Source organism: Anaerococcus prevotii DSM 20548 (assembly GCF_000024105.1).
Taxonomy (GTDB): Bacteria; Bacillota; Clostridia; order Tissierellales; family Peptoniphilaceae; genus Anaerococcus; species Anaerococcus prevotii.
In genome coordinates this window covers 1-14898 of sequence record NC_013171.1, presented here as the reverse complement: position 1 = coordinate 14898, position 14898 = coordinate 1, and the positions used below count along the sequence as shown (strand labels likewise).

The 14898-nt window shown below is 37.0% G+C and carries 13 protein-coding genes; 1 reads left to right on the top strand and 12 read right to left on the bottom strand.

Features of this window, described 5'->3' with window-relative positions; translation table 11 throughout:
- Positions 1 to 14: 14 nt before the first annotated feature.
- Entirely contained in the window at positions 15 to 1784 is a 1770-nt protein-coding gene (locus tag APRE_RS00065; RefSeq protein WP_012803487.1) for a peptidoglycan amidohydrolase family protein, read from the bottom strand.
- A gap of 256 nt (positions 1785 to 2040) precedes the next feature.
- Here APRE_RS00065 and APRE_RS00060 point away from each other — a divergent pair, with 256 nt between their 5' ends.
- Positions 2041 to 2991: a hypothetical protein gene (locus APRE_RS00060; RefSeq protein WP_012803486.1), complete on the top strand. Its 951-nt coding sequence runs from the start codon at positions 2041 to 2043 to the stop codon at positions 2989 to 2991.
- A 30-nt stretch (positions 2992 to 3021) separates the two neighbouring features.
- On the opposite strand, the gene APRE_RS00055 is transcribed toward APRE_RS00060, so the two are convergent.
- The 11 genes from APRE_RS00055 to dnaA form a co-directional block, all read right to left on the bottom strand.
- The gene (locus APRE_RS00055) at positions 3022 to 3321 is read right to left on the bottom strand and encodes a cupin domain-containing protein (protein WP_012803485.1); all 300 of its coding nucleotides are present in this window, start codon (positions 3319 to 3321) and stop codon (positions 3022 to 3024) included.
- 145 nt (positions 3322 to 3466) lie between these two features.
- Positions 3467 to 4771, bottom strand: coding sequence for a DUF438 domain-containing protein (locus APRE_RS00050; protein ID WP_012803484.1), 1305 nt, complete (start codon positions 4769 to 4771; stop codon positions 3467 to 3469).
- A 106-nt stretch (positions 4772 to 4877) separates the two neighbouring features.
- The gene (locus APRE_RS00045) at positions 4878 to 5645 is read right to left on the bottom strand and encodes a SigB/SigF/SigG family RNA polymerase sigma factor (protein WP_012803483.1); all 768 of its coding nucleotides are present in this window, start codon (positions 5643 to 5645) and stop codon (positions 4878 to 4880) included.
- Positions 5645 to 5980, bottom strand: a complete 336-nt coding sequence (locus APRE_RS00040) for an ATP-binding protein (RefSeq protein ID WP_012803482.1) — start codon at positions 5978 to 5980, stop codon at positions 5645 to 5647. Before APRE_RS00040 ends, APRE_RS00045 begins: the two co-directional genes overlap by 1 nt.
- 1 nt (position 5981) lies before the next feature.
- Positions 5982 to 6287 carry an STAS domain-containing protein gene (locus APRE_RS00035; RefSeq protein WP_012803481.1) on the bottom strand — a complete coding sequence of 102 codons (306 nt, stop codon included), beginning with the start codon at positions 6285 to 6287 and terminating at the stop codon, positions 5982 to 5984.
- On the bottom strand, positions 6280 to 8724 hold the full coding sequence (gene gyrA / locus APRE_RS00030) for a DNA gyrase subunit A (protein ID WP_012803480.1): 2445 nt from the start codon (positions 8722 to 8724) through the stop codon (positions 6280 to 6282). The genes APRE_RS00035 and gyrA overlap by 8 nt, the downstream gene beginning before the upstream one ends.
- An 8-nt stretch (positions 8725 to 8732) precedes the next feature.
- On the bottom strand, positions 8733 to 10658 hold the full coding sequence (gyrB, locus tag APRE_RS00025; RefSeq protein ID WP_420805535.1) for a DNA topoisomerase (ATP-hydrolyzing) subunit B: 1926 nt from the start codon (positions 10656 to 10658) through the stop codon (positions 8733 to 8735).
- Entirely contained in the window at positions 10636 to 11715 is a 1080-nt protein-coding gene (gene recF, locus APRE_RS00020; RefSeq protein WP_012803478.1) for a DNA replication/repair protein RecF, read from the bottom strand. Before recF ends, gyrB begins: the two co-directional genes overlap by 23 nt.
- The gene (locus APRE_RS00015; RefSeq protein ID WP_012803477.1) at positions 11715 to 11921 is read right to left on the bottom strand and encodes an RNA-binding S4 domain-containing protein; all 207 of its coding nucleotides are present in this window, start codon (positions 11919 to 11921) and stop codon (positions 11715 to 11717) included. The genes recF and APRE_RS00015 overlap by 1 nt, the downstream gene beginning before the upstream one ends.
- A gap of 7 nt (positions 11922 to 11928) precedes the next feature.
- Complete coding sequence (gene dnaN / locus APRE_RS00010) at positions 11929 to 13041, bottom strand: DNA polymerase III subunit beta (RefSeq protein WP_012803476.1); 1113 nt, start codon at positions 13039 to 13041, stop codon at positions 11929 to 11931.
- A gap of 224 nt (positions 13042 to 13265) precedes the next feature.
- On the bottom strand, positions 13266 to 14645 hold the full coding sequence (dnaA, locus tag APRE_RS00005; RefSeq protein WP_012803475.1) for a chromosomal replication initiator protein DnaA: 1380 nt from the start codon (positions 14643 to 14645) through the stop codon (positions 13266 to 13268).
- Between the last annotated feature and the right edge of the window lie 253 nt (positions 14646 to 14898).

The window sequence follows — 14898 nt, the reverse complement described above, 5'->3', positions numbered from 1 at the left end:
GAACTCCTTAGATTTTATTTTTTGTTTTCGTATAGTCTGTCTGAATCTGCTCCCACAAGTCTGTAGTATCTTACTGGTAGACCAGAAGAATCTCCCATGTATCCTTTTCTAGGAGTAACAGCTATTCCGTCTTGGCCGTAGGACATGTGGATTATTGTATCATTTGCTCTGTTTAGGATAAAGCCTGTGTGACCAGCAGCTCCTGCACTTGCCCCAGGTCTTCCTGATACGAATATATCTCCGTATCTTATCTCGCTTTCAGAGATCTCATACATTACCTTGCCTGCTGCTCCAAGTTTGAAGAGGGTTTCTGTATTTCCTACGGCTGAACCTTGTTTTAGGAAGCCTCCGTAGATTAGAGACCTATAAACTGCTGATGAGCAATCTGCTGCCCAGTCAGAGTTTCTATTTTTCCAGTGCATATCATATGTTAGGCCAGCTCTTCTTGCTGTAAACATCCACTCCATAGCCTTATCGAGGTTCTTTGAGCCTTTGATGTTGTTATCTACTGGCTTTGCAAGACCATTTCCATCAACCTTGTAGGTTACTCCACCTTGAGTCACCTCTGTGTTTTTTTGAAGGCCATTTGATGTGAAGTAATAATAATTTCCATCTATTTCCCAAACACCTTCTTGGACATAACCATTGACATTGGTGTGGTATTTGTTGCCATTATAGTCAAACCAAGCGTTCTTTGGATTTGTAGCAACTCCCCTCTTGTCTGTCTTGTAGAACCTACCTGCAGACATTATTCCCTTATTTTGGGCCATAACACCATCTTTGTCGAAGACATAGGTGTATTTGCCTATATTACGAGCACCTCTTACAAGTTTTCCATCATCGCCACTTCTATAGGTCTTACCATCTATTGCAACCCAGAAGTTCTTAGGATTTGTAATTTTGCCATCCTTATTACTTATATATAACTTTCCGTCTTTTATTTCCTTGAAGTCTGTTGTAAGTACTCCATTTCCATCGAAGTTATAGTAGTCATTTCCAACTTTAGTAAGACCCTTATAGATTTTTCCATTCTCATCTGTACGATATGTCTTGCCATTTACTTTGACCCAAGCATTAGCTTTTGTGCTTAGGATGCCCCTATCGCTTGCTTCGTAATAGGAGTCATTTGTAAGGACTTTTTTGTTTGTTTGAAGGCTTCCATCATTTGCAAAGTAGTATTTCTTGCCATCTATCTCGGAAAGACCCTTGCTTAGATTTCCTTGGCTATCCTTGTGGTATACTTTGGAATCTTCCTCATACCAATCAGACTTACTTGCTGATCTACCTTCGGAAGAATTTCCCCTGTCTGATGTAGATGTATTAGCTTCGTGGGCCTCAACTTCCTTATATATATCATCAAGACTAGAATTATCATAATAGATGATATCCTTAGAAGTATCTTCCTTAGCATTTTGGTCATCAGCTGGTCCCTTATCTCCAGAAATCTCCTTGAGTGGGATTTCTTGTTCAGGAGCAAGTTCCTTTTCCCCAGACTCCTTCGCCTTATCTTCTTCGCTAGAAGCTTCAAGCTCTTTCTCGCTTGTATTGGCATATCCCATCTCTTCTAAGTCAGATAGGATTCTATCAAGGTTGTCCTCATCGTATGTTGCTATTGAATTATCTTCTGCACTAGTTGATGCTTCTTTTTCTCCAATATCTTCTGATAAGCTCTCATCAACATCTAGTTTATAATCTTCCTCTGCATATGAATATGTTCCTGACATAATTGCCTGAGATATAAACAATGTTGATGCTAACAGTATTGTTTTATTTACCTTCTTCATCTCTACCTCTTCCATAAAATTTTAATTACAAATTAATTACAAATAATCTATAGTATTTGGCTATTTTTCCTGTATTTTAGTATTTCATGAATATTATAGACTATTTCAATCAAAATTGCAACAAAAAGGTTACAAATTTTCTTGATTTTTCAAAAAATAAGAAGGATTTTCTCAAAAAAGATAAATTTTTCCCAAAAAACTAGTACAATTATTAAAAATAAGCAAAAAGGGTATCATATTAAAAACGGAGGGATATATGAAAAAAAGAAATATAATTTTAGCATTTGCCCTTATCCTAGCTCTAAGTTCATGCCAAAACTTGGAAGGATCCAAGAAGGGAAATGTATCAGAGAAAACAATAGAAAATGCACTAGCTGAAGAAAAGGAAAGCAACAATAACTCTGACTTGATAGATGACAAGGACGAGGATGCAGAAAGCAAGGATAAGAAGGATGATAGTTCTGACAAAAATGTAGAAGATGCACTCGCAAACATTAACTACGACGACATCAGAAAATATATAACAGATATAGGAGAATTTGACCCAGAAGTCCTCGACGAATTGACAGACGATGACATCAAGGAATACTATCTCCGTGCCAAGGCTGCAAGCGATAAGACAGGCTACTGGGATGTGAAGGACTTCTTCTTCCAAGAGCTTGCCAAAGACTATAGAGAATACTCAAACAAATTCCCACTAGACTCCATAGAAGACTTGTACAACTGGCCAAAAAGCACTGACAAGGTTACAGATAAGTATGCTGACGAAAGAAAATTCATAGCAAATCTCGGCTACGATCAAGCAGAAATAGACAAGATGTCTGACAAAAAGCTTGAAGAAGCCTTCAAGAAAGCCTATGACAAAAACCCAGAAGGTCTCTACAATGATTATATAGAAAGTGTCGGCAAGAATAATTTCGACAAAAACGAAAACTCTACTAATGATGTAAAAGCACAAAATTCTAGTCAAAATGTAGAGAAATTCTCCCAAAACCAAAGCGACTACGATGAATTTAAGAAAAGCCTAGTAGAACTTTACGAATTCGACCCTGATGTAGTAGCTCAAATGACTAATGAAGACATAGATCTAGCAGCAAGTCGTGGCCAAAAAATCCTAGAAGAAACAGGCTACGGTGACATAGGTCTAATCATAAACGAACTAGCAAAAATGTATCCAGGCTCATCTACAATGTATCCTGGTGAATAATCCTACCGGCCCGAGTCCCAGCTCGGGCTTTTATTTTACGAAAAGACAAAACCAAAGGGCCTTATCCTGGTCTATAACCCTGTGCCTTAAGCCCTTGGGGATAAAGAGAAAATCTCCCTTTTTCATTCTTACTATTTCTGATTCTGTTTCTATTGAAGCAAATCCATCCATAAGAATAACAAACTCATCCTCATCTTGAATCATAAAGTCTGTCACTTGATTGAGGGACATGGTCCTGAGGGCCCTGACCTTCTCATTTTCAAAAATTCCCTCCTCAACTTCTTCTAGGTCAGAAAACCTTATATGATCAAATAAATTAAAAACTTCCATCAAATCTCCTCCTGTTTTAGTCCATCTATACCCTTTTCAAAAGTATTTTATTTACAGTTAAGTTTATTCCTTCTCTCCCTAAAATAAAAAATCTCCCGCTTAGCTACACACTAGTTGGAAGATTTAAAAATACCAAAATTTTATTCTATTTTGTAAGATGTTCCCTATAGAAGCTTAAGTCTTGAACGACTTCCATAACTCCCTTGTAGTTTCCTTCTTTATCTCTTACAGCATAGTAAGTAATTGCCGTATCTTTGCCTCCTATAGGTCTAACTAGTCTGAACTCGTCTCTTTTACCTTCTTTAAAGTCCTTGATTAGTCCCCTTACTATAGGCTCTACCTTGGGTGGGTGGCAGGAATATACTGGGCGGCCTAGGGCGCTTTCTGGTCTTTTGAAGACCTTACTTCCCTCATGGTCGTTGAAGTAGGTGTTTATGTCCTTATCATCGACAAAGGTGATTTCTACATCCATTGTGTCAAATATTGCTTCGATTTGATCGTAGCTTAATTTGCCTTTCTTGAAAGTAACAAAGCCTGCTTCTTCTTTGCTTTCTTTTTCTTTATTTTCTATTTCTTCGTATGAGATTAGGGAGTGGTCGTAGTCTTTTAGGTCCTTGTAGAGTAGGTCTAGGTCTTCTTTTTTTACATTTTCTTCTAAGAGGGGATAGAGGATGTTATCTTCCTTATAGGTCATCTCTTCTGCCCTTTGGATGGCTTCGTCTAGGGCTTTCTCGTCTTTTTTCTTTATAGCCTTTCTAATAGCCTTAGCTATTTCTATATCTACAGCCCACATCACATCTGATGGGCCTGGTTTATTGTATTTTACTTTAAGGAGGGGATAGATTAAATCTCCCTTTTTCTTGTAGTGACTTCCTATAGCCATTAGCTTATCGTAGTCTTTGTCTTCTTTGGCTCTTTTTATGATTTCTTTTATCTTATCGTTTTCTCTTTCCATATAAGATATAAAGGGATCTATACTTCTTCCCTCGCTATTTTCCTTGTGGGTCATACCATGGAAGAGGGCAGAGTGGACATCGCAAAGCTTTCTTACTTCGTCCTTATCTATTCCAGATTGTAGGAGTTCTTCTTCTGCATCCATTATCTCTGATGATGAGACTCCTTGGAAGTTTTCTTTGAAATCTTTCCTTACCTTTTCTAGGTCCTCTCCTTCAGAAAGTCTTGTGATGTAAGATTTGATAAGTTCTTTTCTCCTTCTTACTTCTGGGTCATTTGAAGAGTCGCATACTTCGTAGCCATTCTTTTCTAGCTTGTCTTCTAGATTTTCTATGCCCATGAGGCTCGCTCCCCTTTTAAGTGATGTCTTCTTACCCATACTTTTAAGCAAGAGTGGGTTCTCTAGGCCCTTAAATCCTATTTCTATTAGTATATCCTTAAGTTCTGGATTTTCTTCTATTAAATCAAAAACTGTTTTATTTATATCAATTTTCATACTTGCCTCCATATCTTTAACTAATTTTATTATATAACTATTGATAATAATAATCAGTAACATATGTTACAAGGCAAAGAAAAAGAACCCCGCTTAAGCGAGATCCTTATTTCATCTTTTCTAATTCTATGCTGAATTTTTGTAATATTTTTTTCTCAATTCTTGATACTGTCATCTGGCTTATGTCCAAGGTATTTGCTATGTCTACCTGGGTTCTTCCTTCGTAGTATCTGAGTTCTAGGATTTCTTTTTCTAGGTCGTTTAGTCTTTCTTTGGACTTATCAATTAAATCTTTTAGCTCGATTGAGTCGAAGTTCTTATCTTCTTCTCCAATCATATCCGATAAGTCGATGGCGTTTTCTCCCTTTTGGACCTGATATTTCATGTCCAAGGATTGAGGAGTATAGACCTTGCTTGCTTCCATAGTCTCGAGTATTGTCTCCTCATCTTCTCCCAAATAGTCAGCGATGTCGGCTATGGTTGGGGTTCTTTGAAGCTCTTGAGGGAGGATTTTCTTGGCTGTATTGATCTTTTTGTAAAGATTCTGGATCCTTCGAGGAACTCTTATTACCCAGCCCTTATCCCTGAAGTATCTCTTAAGCTCTCCCATTATGGTTGGGGTTGCAAAGGATGAGAAGGCATAACCCTTGGTTGGGTCGTATCTTTCTACAGCGTAGATCAAGCCTAAGCTTGCGACTTGGTAGAGATCATCTTTTTCGATTCCCTTTCCCACGTATTTGTTGGATAGGATATCGACTATATACATATGCTCTTTGATAAGCTCATCCCTAAGTTTTAAGTCGCGAGTTTGGTAATACTCTTCGAATTTTTCTTGAATGGCCTCTTTGTGCTCTTGTTTGCTTGACTTAGACATTATTCTGCCCTTATTGTTAGTAGAATCTTTTCATCTTCGATTGTTAGTTCATCACATAATTCTTCTAGGATTAGGTCTCTCATAGAAAGGGCTCTTGGCTCAAGCTCTCTGTCCTTTCCTATTACTTCTACCTTGAGATTTTTCTCTTCTGCATAGAAGTTTATTGTGATGTCTTCTTCGTTTAGCTTGTAATTTACTGCCTCAGATACTACTACTCTTATATCTTCGACTTCTTCTATATTAAAGCCCAAATCTGAGGCAAGGCTTGCTGCAAAGAGCCTCAAGGATTTGATATAGAGGCTATTTGCAGGAATTTTAATGCTTATTTTTTCCATATTACACCATCTCAAATATTTCTGTAAGATCTGTAATCTTGAAAAGCTTTAAGATATTTTCTTTTGGGTTGATTATCTTTACTTTTTTTCCTCTTTCCTCATTTATCTTATATATTCTCATAAACATACCAAGACCTGTTGAGTCGAGATAGTCAAGATTTTTGATATCTATTAATATATCTTTGTTCACAGTTTCTATTTCATCTTCTATAAGAGATTTGAACTCTTCTTCTGAATATACATCGAGATCTCCAGATAGATCTAGCACTAATTTGTCCTTTTCTTCTGTTATATTTGCCTTAAACATCTTCTTCCTCTTCTTCCAAAGTGCTATATTTAGTTACTGAAACAATCCTGTCATTTTCATCTGTAAGGTTTTTAAGCTTGACACCTACTGTGTTTCTGCCTGTTATAGATATGTCCCTTACATTTAATCTTATCATATCACCTGATAGGGATACCATCATTATATCATTATCTAGGTCTACTGGTAAAGTATCTATGATTTTTCCTGTTTTTTCTGTAACCTTGTGGCATTTGACACCCTTGCCACCCCTATTTTGATTTTTGAAATTGTTAAAGGAGGTCTTCTTGCCGTAGGCGTTTTCTGTTACTACAAGCAGATAGGTCTCATCGCCTTTTATATTCATAGATACAACTTCATCGTCCTTGTCGAGCTTGATTGCCCTTACACCTTGGGCGATTCTTCCCATAGATCTAAGGTCAGCTGAGTTAAATTGGATGGTCATACCATTTTTAGTTGATATGATTAACTCTTCTTCCTTATCTATTTGTCTAACTGAGATTAGCCTATCGTATTCTTTGAGGGAGATGGCTATGATTCCATTTTTCCTAATATTTGTGAAGTTTTCGGCATCAGTTTTCTTGATTGTACCCATTTTGGTTTGAAGGACTATTTGGCTATCCTTGTTTAGTTCGGATAGGGTCATCATTTCTGTAATTTTTTCTCCAGATTCAAGCTTTAGGATATTGATAATTGCAATTCCTCTTGATTGGCGGCTTCCTTCTGGGACTTCGTAGGTCTTTAGGGAGTAGACCTTACCGAAGGAGGTGAAGAATAAGAGGTCCTCGTGGGTGTTGGTTGTCTTTATCTTCTTGATAAAGTCTCCCTCTTTGGTATTGCCTGCTGCTATTCCCTTGCCACCCCTATTTTGGACCTTGTAGGTATCTATAGGGAGTCTTTTGATGTAGCCATCTTTAGTTAGGGTAAGGAGGACATCTTCTTTTTCGATTAGCTCTTCTATGTCGATTTCACCCTCATCTGGAATAATCTTGCTTCTTCTGTCATCAGAGAATTTCTCTTTTATCTCTTCCATCTCATCGATTATTAGATTGAGGAGGTTTTCTTCTGAATTTAGGATAGAAAGAAGGTATGCTATAGTCTCTTCTAGCTCTTTGTTTTCAGCATTTAACTTGTCAATTTCAAGTCCTGATAGTCTTTTAAGTTGCATATCGAGGATAGCTTGAGATTGCTTATCTGTAAGGCCGAATTTTTCAAAGAATATTTTCTTGATCTCGTCGTTATCATAAGAAGATCTAATTATTCTTATTATTTCATCGATATTATCGATTGCTATTATAAGACCTTCTACAATGTGTTTTCTAGCCTTAGCCTTGGATAGGTCGAAGCTTGTCCTTCTAGTTACTACATCCTTTTGATGTTCGATATAGTATTCGATTAATTCCTTGAGATTTAAAACCTTAGGCACCCCATCTACTAGGGCTAGGTTTATTATTCCAAATGTTGTCTCAAGTTGGGTATATTTGTAGAGATTGTTGAGGACGATATTGGCATTAGAGTCTCTTTTGATCTCTATTACAATCCTCATTCCCTTTCTGTCTGACTCATCCCTAATATCAGATATGCCATCGATTCTCTTATCTTTAACAAGGTCTGCTATCTTTTCTATTAGCCTTGACTTGTTTACCTGGTAAGGAATTTCTGTGATTACTATTCTTTCCCTATTTTTCTTGAAGGGTTCGATTTTACAAACAGCACGGAGCTTTACCTTGCCTCGTCCTGTACTATAGGCATCCTTTATTCCTGCTTTACCGAGGATGTAGGCTCCTGTTGGAAAGTCTGGTCCTGGTATTATTTTGTTTAGATCCTCAATAGAGATTTCAGGATCTTTCATATAGGCTATACAAGCATCAATTGACTCTCCTAGATTGTGAGGAGCCATATTTGTAGCCATACCTACAGCTATACCATTTGATCCATTTACAAGAAGATTAGGAAATCTTGAAGGAAGGACAACTGGTTCCAATTCCTCTTCGTCGAAGTTTGGCATAAAGTCGACCGTATCCTTGTTGATATCTCTTAGCATCTCCTTGGCGATCTTGCTCATCCTAACTTCTGTATAACGCATAGCAGCTGCGTCATCTCCGTCTATTGAACCAAAGTTACCTTGACCCTGGGCCAAAGGATATCTGGTTGAGAAGTCCTGGGCAAGTCTTACCAAGGCATCGTAGATGGCACTATCACCGTGAGGATGGTATTTACCCATTACATCACCGACTACCCTAGCGGATTTCCTAGTAGGCTTATTTGGATCAAGTCCTAGGCCTTCCATCCCGTAGAGGATTCTTCTATGAACTGGTTTTAGACCATCTCTTACATCTGGAAGGGCCCTAGATACGATTACACTCATGGAGTATTCGAGATAGGAGTCCTTCATCTTCTTTTCTAGGTCTACATTAATAATATTGTTATCTTCTATCATTTTGCCTCCTATACGTCAATATTTGATACGTACTTGGCGTTTTCTTGGATAAAGTTACGTCTTGGTTCTACCTTCTCTCCCATTAGAAGTGAGAAAGTATCATCTGTACTAGTTGAATCTAGGTCTTCATTTACTCTTAGAAGAACCCTGTGATCTGGATCCATTGTAGTATCCCATAGTTGATCTGCATTCATCTCACCAAGACCCTTATATCTGTTTATTTTGTAATTATCTACATTAAGTTCCTTAAGGACCTTGTCTCTTTCGGCGTCTGTATATACATAGCGTTCATTTCTGCCGTGACTGATCTTATATAAAGGTGGTTGGGCAACGTATACATGGCCTTCATCTATTAGTGGCTTCATGTACCTGTAGAAGAAGGTCAAAAGAAGGGTTCTGATATGGGCACCATCGACGTCGGCATCGGTCATGATTATAATCTTGCCGTAGCGGAGTTTAGATATATCAAATTCCTTGCCTATTCCTGTGCCGAAGGCTGTAATCATAGCCTTAATTTCTTCTGAGTTTAGGATTCTATCGAGATTAGCCTTTTCTACATTCATGATTTTTCCTCTTAAGGGAAGAATGGCTTGAATCCTGTTATCTCTTCCACCCTTAGCAGATCCTCCCGCAGAATTACCCTCGACTATGAAAATTTCATTTTCGGAAAGATCGGTTGATTGGCAATCCGCAAGTTTTCCTGGAAGAGTTGTAGAATCTAGAATTGATCTTTTCCTAGTTAAGTCTCTTGCCTTTCTTGCAGCCTCCCTTGCTCTTCTGGATGCTAGGGCCTTTTCTATTATATTTTTGGCAGGCTTTGGATTTTCTTCTAGATAAGCTTGAAGTCTCTGGCTAACGAAGGTATCTACCGCTCCTCTAACCTCTGAGTTTCCAAGTTTAGCCTTGGTTTGTCCTTCAAATTGTGGGTCTGATATTTTGATAGAAACTACAGCAGTAATTCCTTCTCTTATGTCGTCACCTTGAAGGTTTTCGTCATTTTCTTTTAGGAACTTAAAGTTTCTAGCGTAATCATTTACTGTTCTTGTAAGGGCTGACCTAAAGCCTGATAGGTGGGTTCCGCCTTCTGGTGTGTGGATATTGTTGGCATAGGTTAGGATATTTTCGCTGTAACCATCTGTATATTGGAAGCTTACTTCTACTTCTATATCTTCTTGCATGCCATCGAAGTGAGGAACTTGCTCCATAATTGGAGTCTTATTTCTATTAAGATATGTTACAAATTCCTTGATTCCACCCTCATATTTGAAGCTTTCGGAAAAGTCATCTCTCTCATCTTCAAGGATTATTTCTACTCCCTTATTGAGGAAGGCCATTTCCCTGAACCTATTTTCTAAAGTTTTCCTATCAAATATTGTTGTATCGAAAATCTCTCCATCTGGCTTAAATGTTATAGTTGTACCGGTCTCATCCGTATCTCCAATAATTTCCAAATCGCTGGTGACTTCTCCCTTGGCAAAAGTCATCTTGTAAATGTGACCATCTCTTTTGACCTCTGCTATTAGGTATTCACTTAGGGCGTTTACTACAGAGACACCTACACCGTGAAGTCCTCCCGAAAACTGATAGGCAGAGTCGTCAAACTTACCACCAGCGTGCAATACTGTAAGGACTGTCTCAAGGGTCGATTTGTGAGTTGTAGGGTGCTCTTTTACTGGAATTCCTGAACCGTCATCCTCGACTTTTATTACATTATCTTTTGTTACTGTTACTTTTATGTAGTCGCAACGACCTGCCAAGGCTTCATCTACAGAGTTGTCAACGACTTCGTAAACTAAGTGGTGAAGTCCCTTTTCGCTGGTCGAACCTATATACATACCCGGTCTTAGTCTAACTGGTTCTAGTCCTTCCAAGACCCTGATATTGCCAGCATCATAATTGTTATCTTGCATACTATTCCTTTCTAATCTTTCCATCTAAGATATATGAAATCTTTTCCCTATCTACATACTCCAAACTCTTGGTATTGGTTGCAGTTATTATTGTCTGAAAGCCCTTGAGGTTTTCTAACAAAAACATAGACCTTTTCTCATCTAGCTCTGAAAAGACATCGTCAAACAAAATGACAGCCTCATCTCCTGTCACTTCCTTAATCAACCTTACTTCCGCAAGTCTAATGTTTAAGATAGCTGAACGCTGTTGACCTTGAGAAGCAAAGCTTTTGGTATTTTTACCATTTATACTTATTTCAATCTCATCCCTATGGATTCCTCTTTGGCTAGTAAGGTATTTAAAATCTAAGTCTCTCGCCGACCTAAAAACTTCCTCATATTCTGTGAGACTTTTAGCTTCAATATCAGCCTTATAGCTTAGTTTTAACTCTTCCTTATTCTCTGTTAGAGATGAGTGAAATTCACTAGCAAATTTATCAACAATTTTAATAAATTTATCCCTAGTCTTATATATCTTGTATGAAAGCTTTGTAAGAGACTTATCGAAAGCCTCTAGTTGTTCTTTAAAGTAGGGAGCTTTTTGTTTTTTCAAAAGCTTATTTCTTTGATAGAGAATCTTATCGTAATCTCTTTTGTTGGCCTTATAGGATAAATCAATTTCTTCTATGATTTCATCGATTAAATCTCTCCTACGATTTGGCCCATCCTTAATTATTCCAAGATCTTCTGGAGTAAATAAGACAATCTTGAAAAGAGATCTTAAATCTTTCCTCCTATCATATTTTACTCCATTTACGAAAATACTCTTATCATTATCCTTTACTTCTATGAAAACTTCCTTAAAAGACCTGCCCTTTCTTATAGTGCCAGCAAGCTTCATCTGGCTTTGGCCAAACCTTACTATATCCTTATCCCTAATCTTCTTAAAGCTTGAAGCGTTAGCCAAATAATAGACACTTTCTAAAAGATTGGTCTTCCCCTGGGCATTATCCCCAATGAAGATATTGGAGTCCTTGTTAAATTCTACATTTTCATAAAAATAATTTCTAAAATTATTTAACTTTAAATCTTTGATCCGCATTATACAATTGTAATCGAAAAATCATCAAATTCGACTGTATCTCCTTTGTGGAGCTTTTTTCCTGCCACAAAGCAAGGAGATCCATTTAATAGGACCCCTTCTTCTTTGATTATAACTTTGGCAAGACCTCCTGTAGGGATAATATTAGTCGCCTTTAGTAAATCTTTTAATTTTATCTCTTCACTTTCAAATTCAATTTTTTCCATAACTACCTCAATTCGCAAGTCTTACTGGAAGAACTAGGTAGGTAAAGTCCTCATCTTCGTAGCTTGAGTTTTCTGGATATATTAGGCATGGATTTAGGGATGATTTGAAGTTTAGCTTTATCTTTGATGAATCACAAGCCTTTACCCCTTCTTGCATATATCTAGCATTAAAAGCTATCTCCAGATCATTTCCCTTTTGCTCTACATCTATAGCTTCCCTGACATCCCCTATCTCTGAGTTTGACTTTATAAGCATAACATTATCTGAAAGCTCGATTTTAATAAGGTTCGCCCTACCTGGATCTGATAAGACTTGGGCACGATCTAGGGAATTGATCAAGTCTCTTTTGTCTAGAATAACGCTAGTTTCAGAAATATCATTTATTATATTTCTATAGTCGATAAAGTTTTTATCAATTACCTTGCATTGCATGGTAGTGCTACCGCTTGTAAATATTAGGTCATTTTCATTCTTGTATAGCTTAGTTGTCAAATCATCTGAAACAATCCTAGACCATTCTAGTAGGGACCTCTTAGGTATGATATATTCACTATCCTCATAGTCTGTTGGATAATCGAGTTTTATCTTCTTTAGGGAAACCCTGTAGCCATCGAGAGCCACCATATTGACGTATCCTTCTTTTAGTTCAAATAATATTCCTGTTAGAGCAAGCTTGGTCTCATCTAGACTTGTAGCAAACTCGGTCTGGCCTATGGATCTTTTGAGGATATCATTAGCTATTTCTATTGGCTTAGTTTCTGGAATGTTAATATCATTTTTATCATAATAGTCGAAGGCTATGAGGTTAAAGCTTGAAGATGAACATTTGATAGAGATCTTGCCATTTTTGTTTTCTATTATAACTATGTCGTTTGGAAGTTTTCTTACTATATTGGAGATTAGACTCGCCTTTACTGCCATTTCTCCTTCTTCATCTACTACGGCATCAACTTTTGTTTTTATAGATATTTCTCCATCAAAGGCTCTTAGTGAAAGAGAGCTAGCAGAACACTCAAAGTATATTAATTCATGTATCTGTATATTGGTACTCTTTGAGACTGCTTTCATAGCAATGGTAATAGCGTTCATTAAATCTTGCTGGTTGATTTTAAATTTCATGGTTACTCCTTAACTTATTATATATACTTAGTAGTATTATTAGTAGGGCCTGTATAAATGTGGATAAGTTTATATAAAGGCTATATTAAGCCGAATATGTCTATTGATAACTTGGGCATAATTAAAGGATAAAACCCCTAGTTTTCCACACTTTCCACAAGATAAAGTTCGTAGATAAAAACTTTTGACTTATCAACAAACTTATCCACAGGCTTATAAACAATCTACTCTGTGATCTCCTTCAAAAGAGTATCAATTTCTTCTTTGAAGTTATCGTCTTCTTCAATTTGTTTTTGAATCTTATCAATGCCGTGCATGACAGTTGTATGGTCTCTGTCAAAGGCGTTAGAGATTGTTACTAGTGAATCTTCCAAGATTTCTCTTGATAGGAACATAGCTATTTGTCTAGGATTTACAATTTCTTTTTTCCTAGATTTTCCCTTTATATCAGATAGTTTGATTCCATATTTATCAGCCACGTACTTTTGTATATCATCTATACCTACGTGTTTTTTCTTATCCTTTACTCTAGTAGCAACTCCCTTTATGGCATCTTCCATGGTTACTACTTCTCTATTATCGCTTTTGGCATAGGCTATGGCAGTAGACAAGGCTCCTTCGAGGTCTCTTATATTTGTATCTATATTTTCTGCTATATAAAAGAGAATATTATTGTCTATATAAGCTCCTAACTGGTCGAGTTTTTTCTGTAAGATTGCAACTCTTGTCTCAAAGTCAGGCTTTCCAATATCAACTATAATTCCCCAAGAAAACCTTGAAATCAACCTATTCTCTAAGTGCTTTATTTCTTTTGGTGGCCTATCAGATGATATTACTATTTGCTTGCCTGTATTGTAAAGGTCGTTAAAGGTGTGGAAGAACTCCTCCTGGGTTCCTTCTTTTCCGGCAATGAATTGGATATCATCTATAAGAAGGATATCAACTGACCTGTATTTTTCTCTGAACTTCTCGTTTTTGGTTGACCTAAGGGCAGATATCATTTCATTTGTAAATTTCTCACTTGATAGATACATCACATAGGCATCATCTCTATTATCTAAAATCTCATGGGCAATAGCCTGCATCAAGTGGGTCTTGCCTAGGCCGCTTTCCCCGTAAATGAATAGGGGATTGTAGAGTCTAGCTTGGGACTTATTTGAAATATTTTCCGCTACAGCCTGGCTAACTCCCAAAGCGTACTGGTTGGACTTACCTTCAACGAAATTTGCAAATATATTTTCTTCTTCAAGTTGGGGTCTAGGAAATGAATTGACCTTACTTATTCGCATCTGACCATTGGGATCATAGTCCTTGCCTAGGGTTAAGACCTTGTTGTAATCGTCGGAATCTTTTGCAATAACAGAAACCTTAAGGTCTTTTCCTGTCTTATCCTTTATATTATCAAGAGCAAGCTGAAGTTGAGGAACCCAGATTTTGTCATAGATAAAGAGGGTATCCTTTTTGGGAACTTCTAGATAGAGGGTCTCGCTATATAAATTTAGGGGCTTTAGAATGCTAATCCATGTATCGAATTGCTGAGTATCGGTTACATGCATTTTCATTTCATTTTTTAATTCATCTGTAATGTATTCTAGATTCGTCATCCATACTACCTTCCTTCTAAAGTTATACACAAGGGATAAAGCTTAAAATATTAAAATCTTATCGAGAAAAAAGAACTTATCCCCAAAAGTGGGATAACTTGTGGATAACTTTTGTGTTGATAATTCTTTTTGCTAAATTTTAGGCTTTATAGGGACAAATCCTAGGAAAAATTTTACTAACTTAGATCTTATCCACAAAAAAAGTTAAAATATCGCAAAAAACATAGTTTTACATATACTTTTACACAGCTAA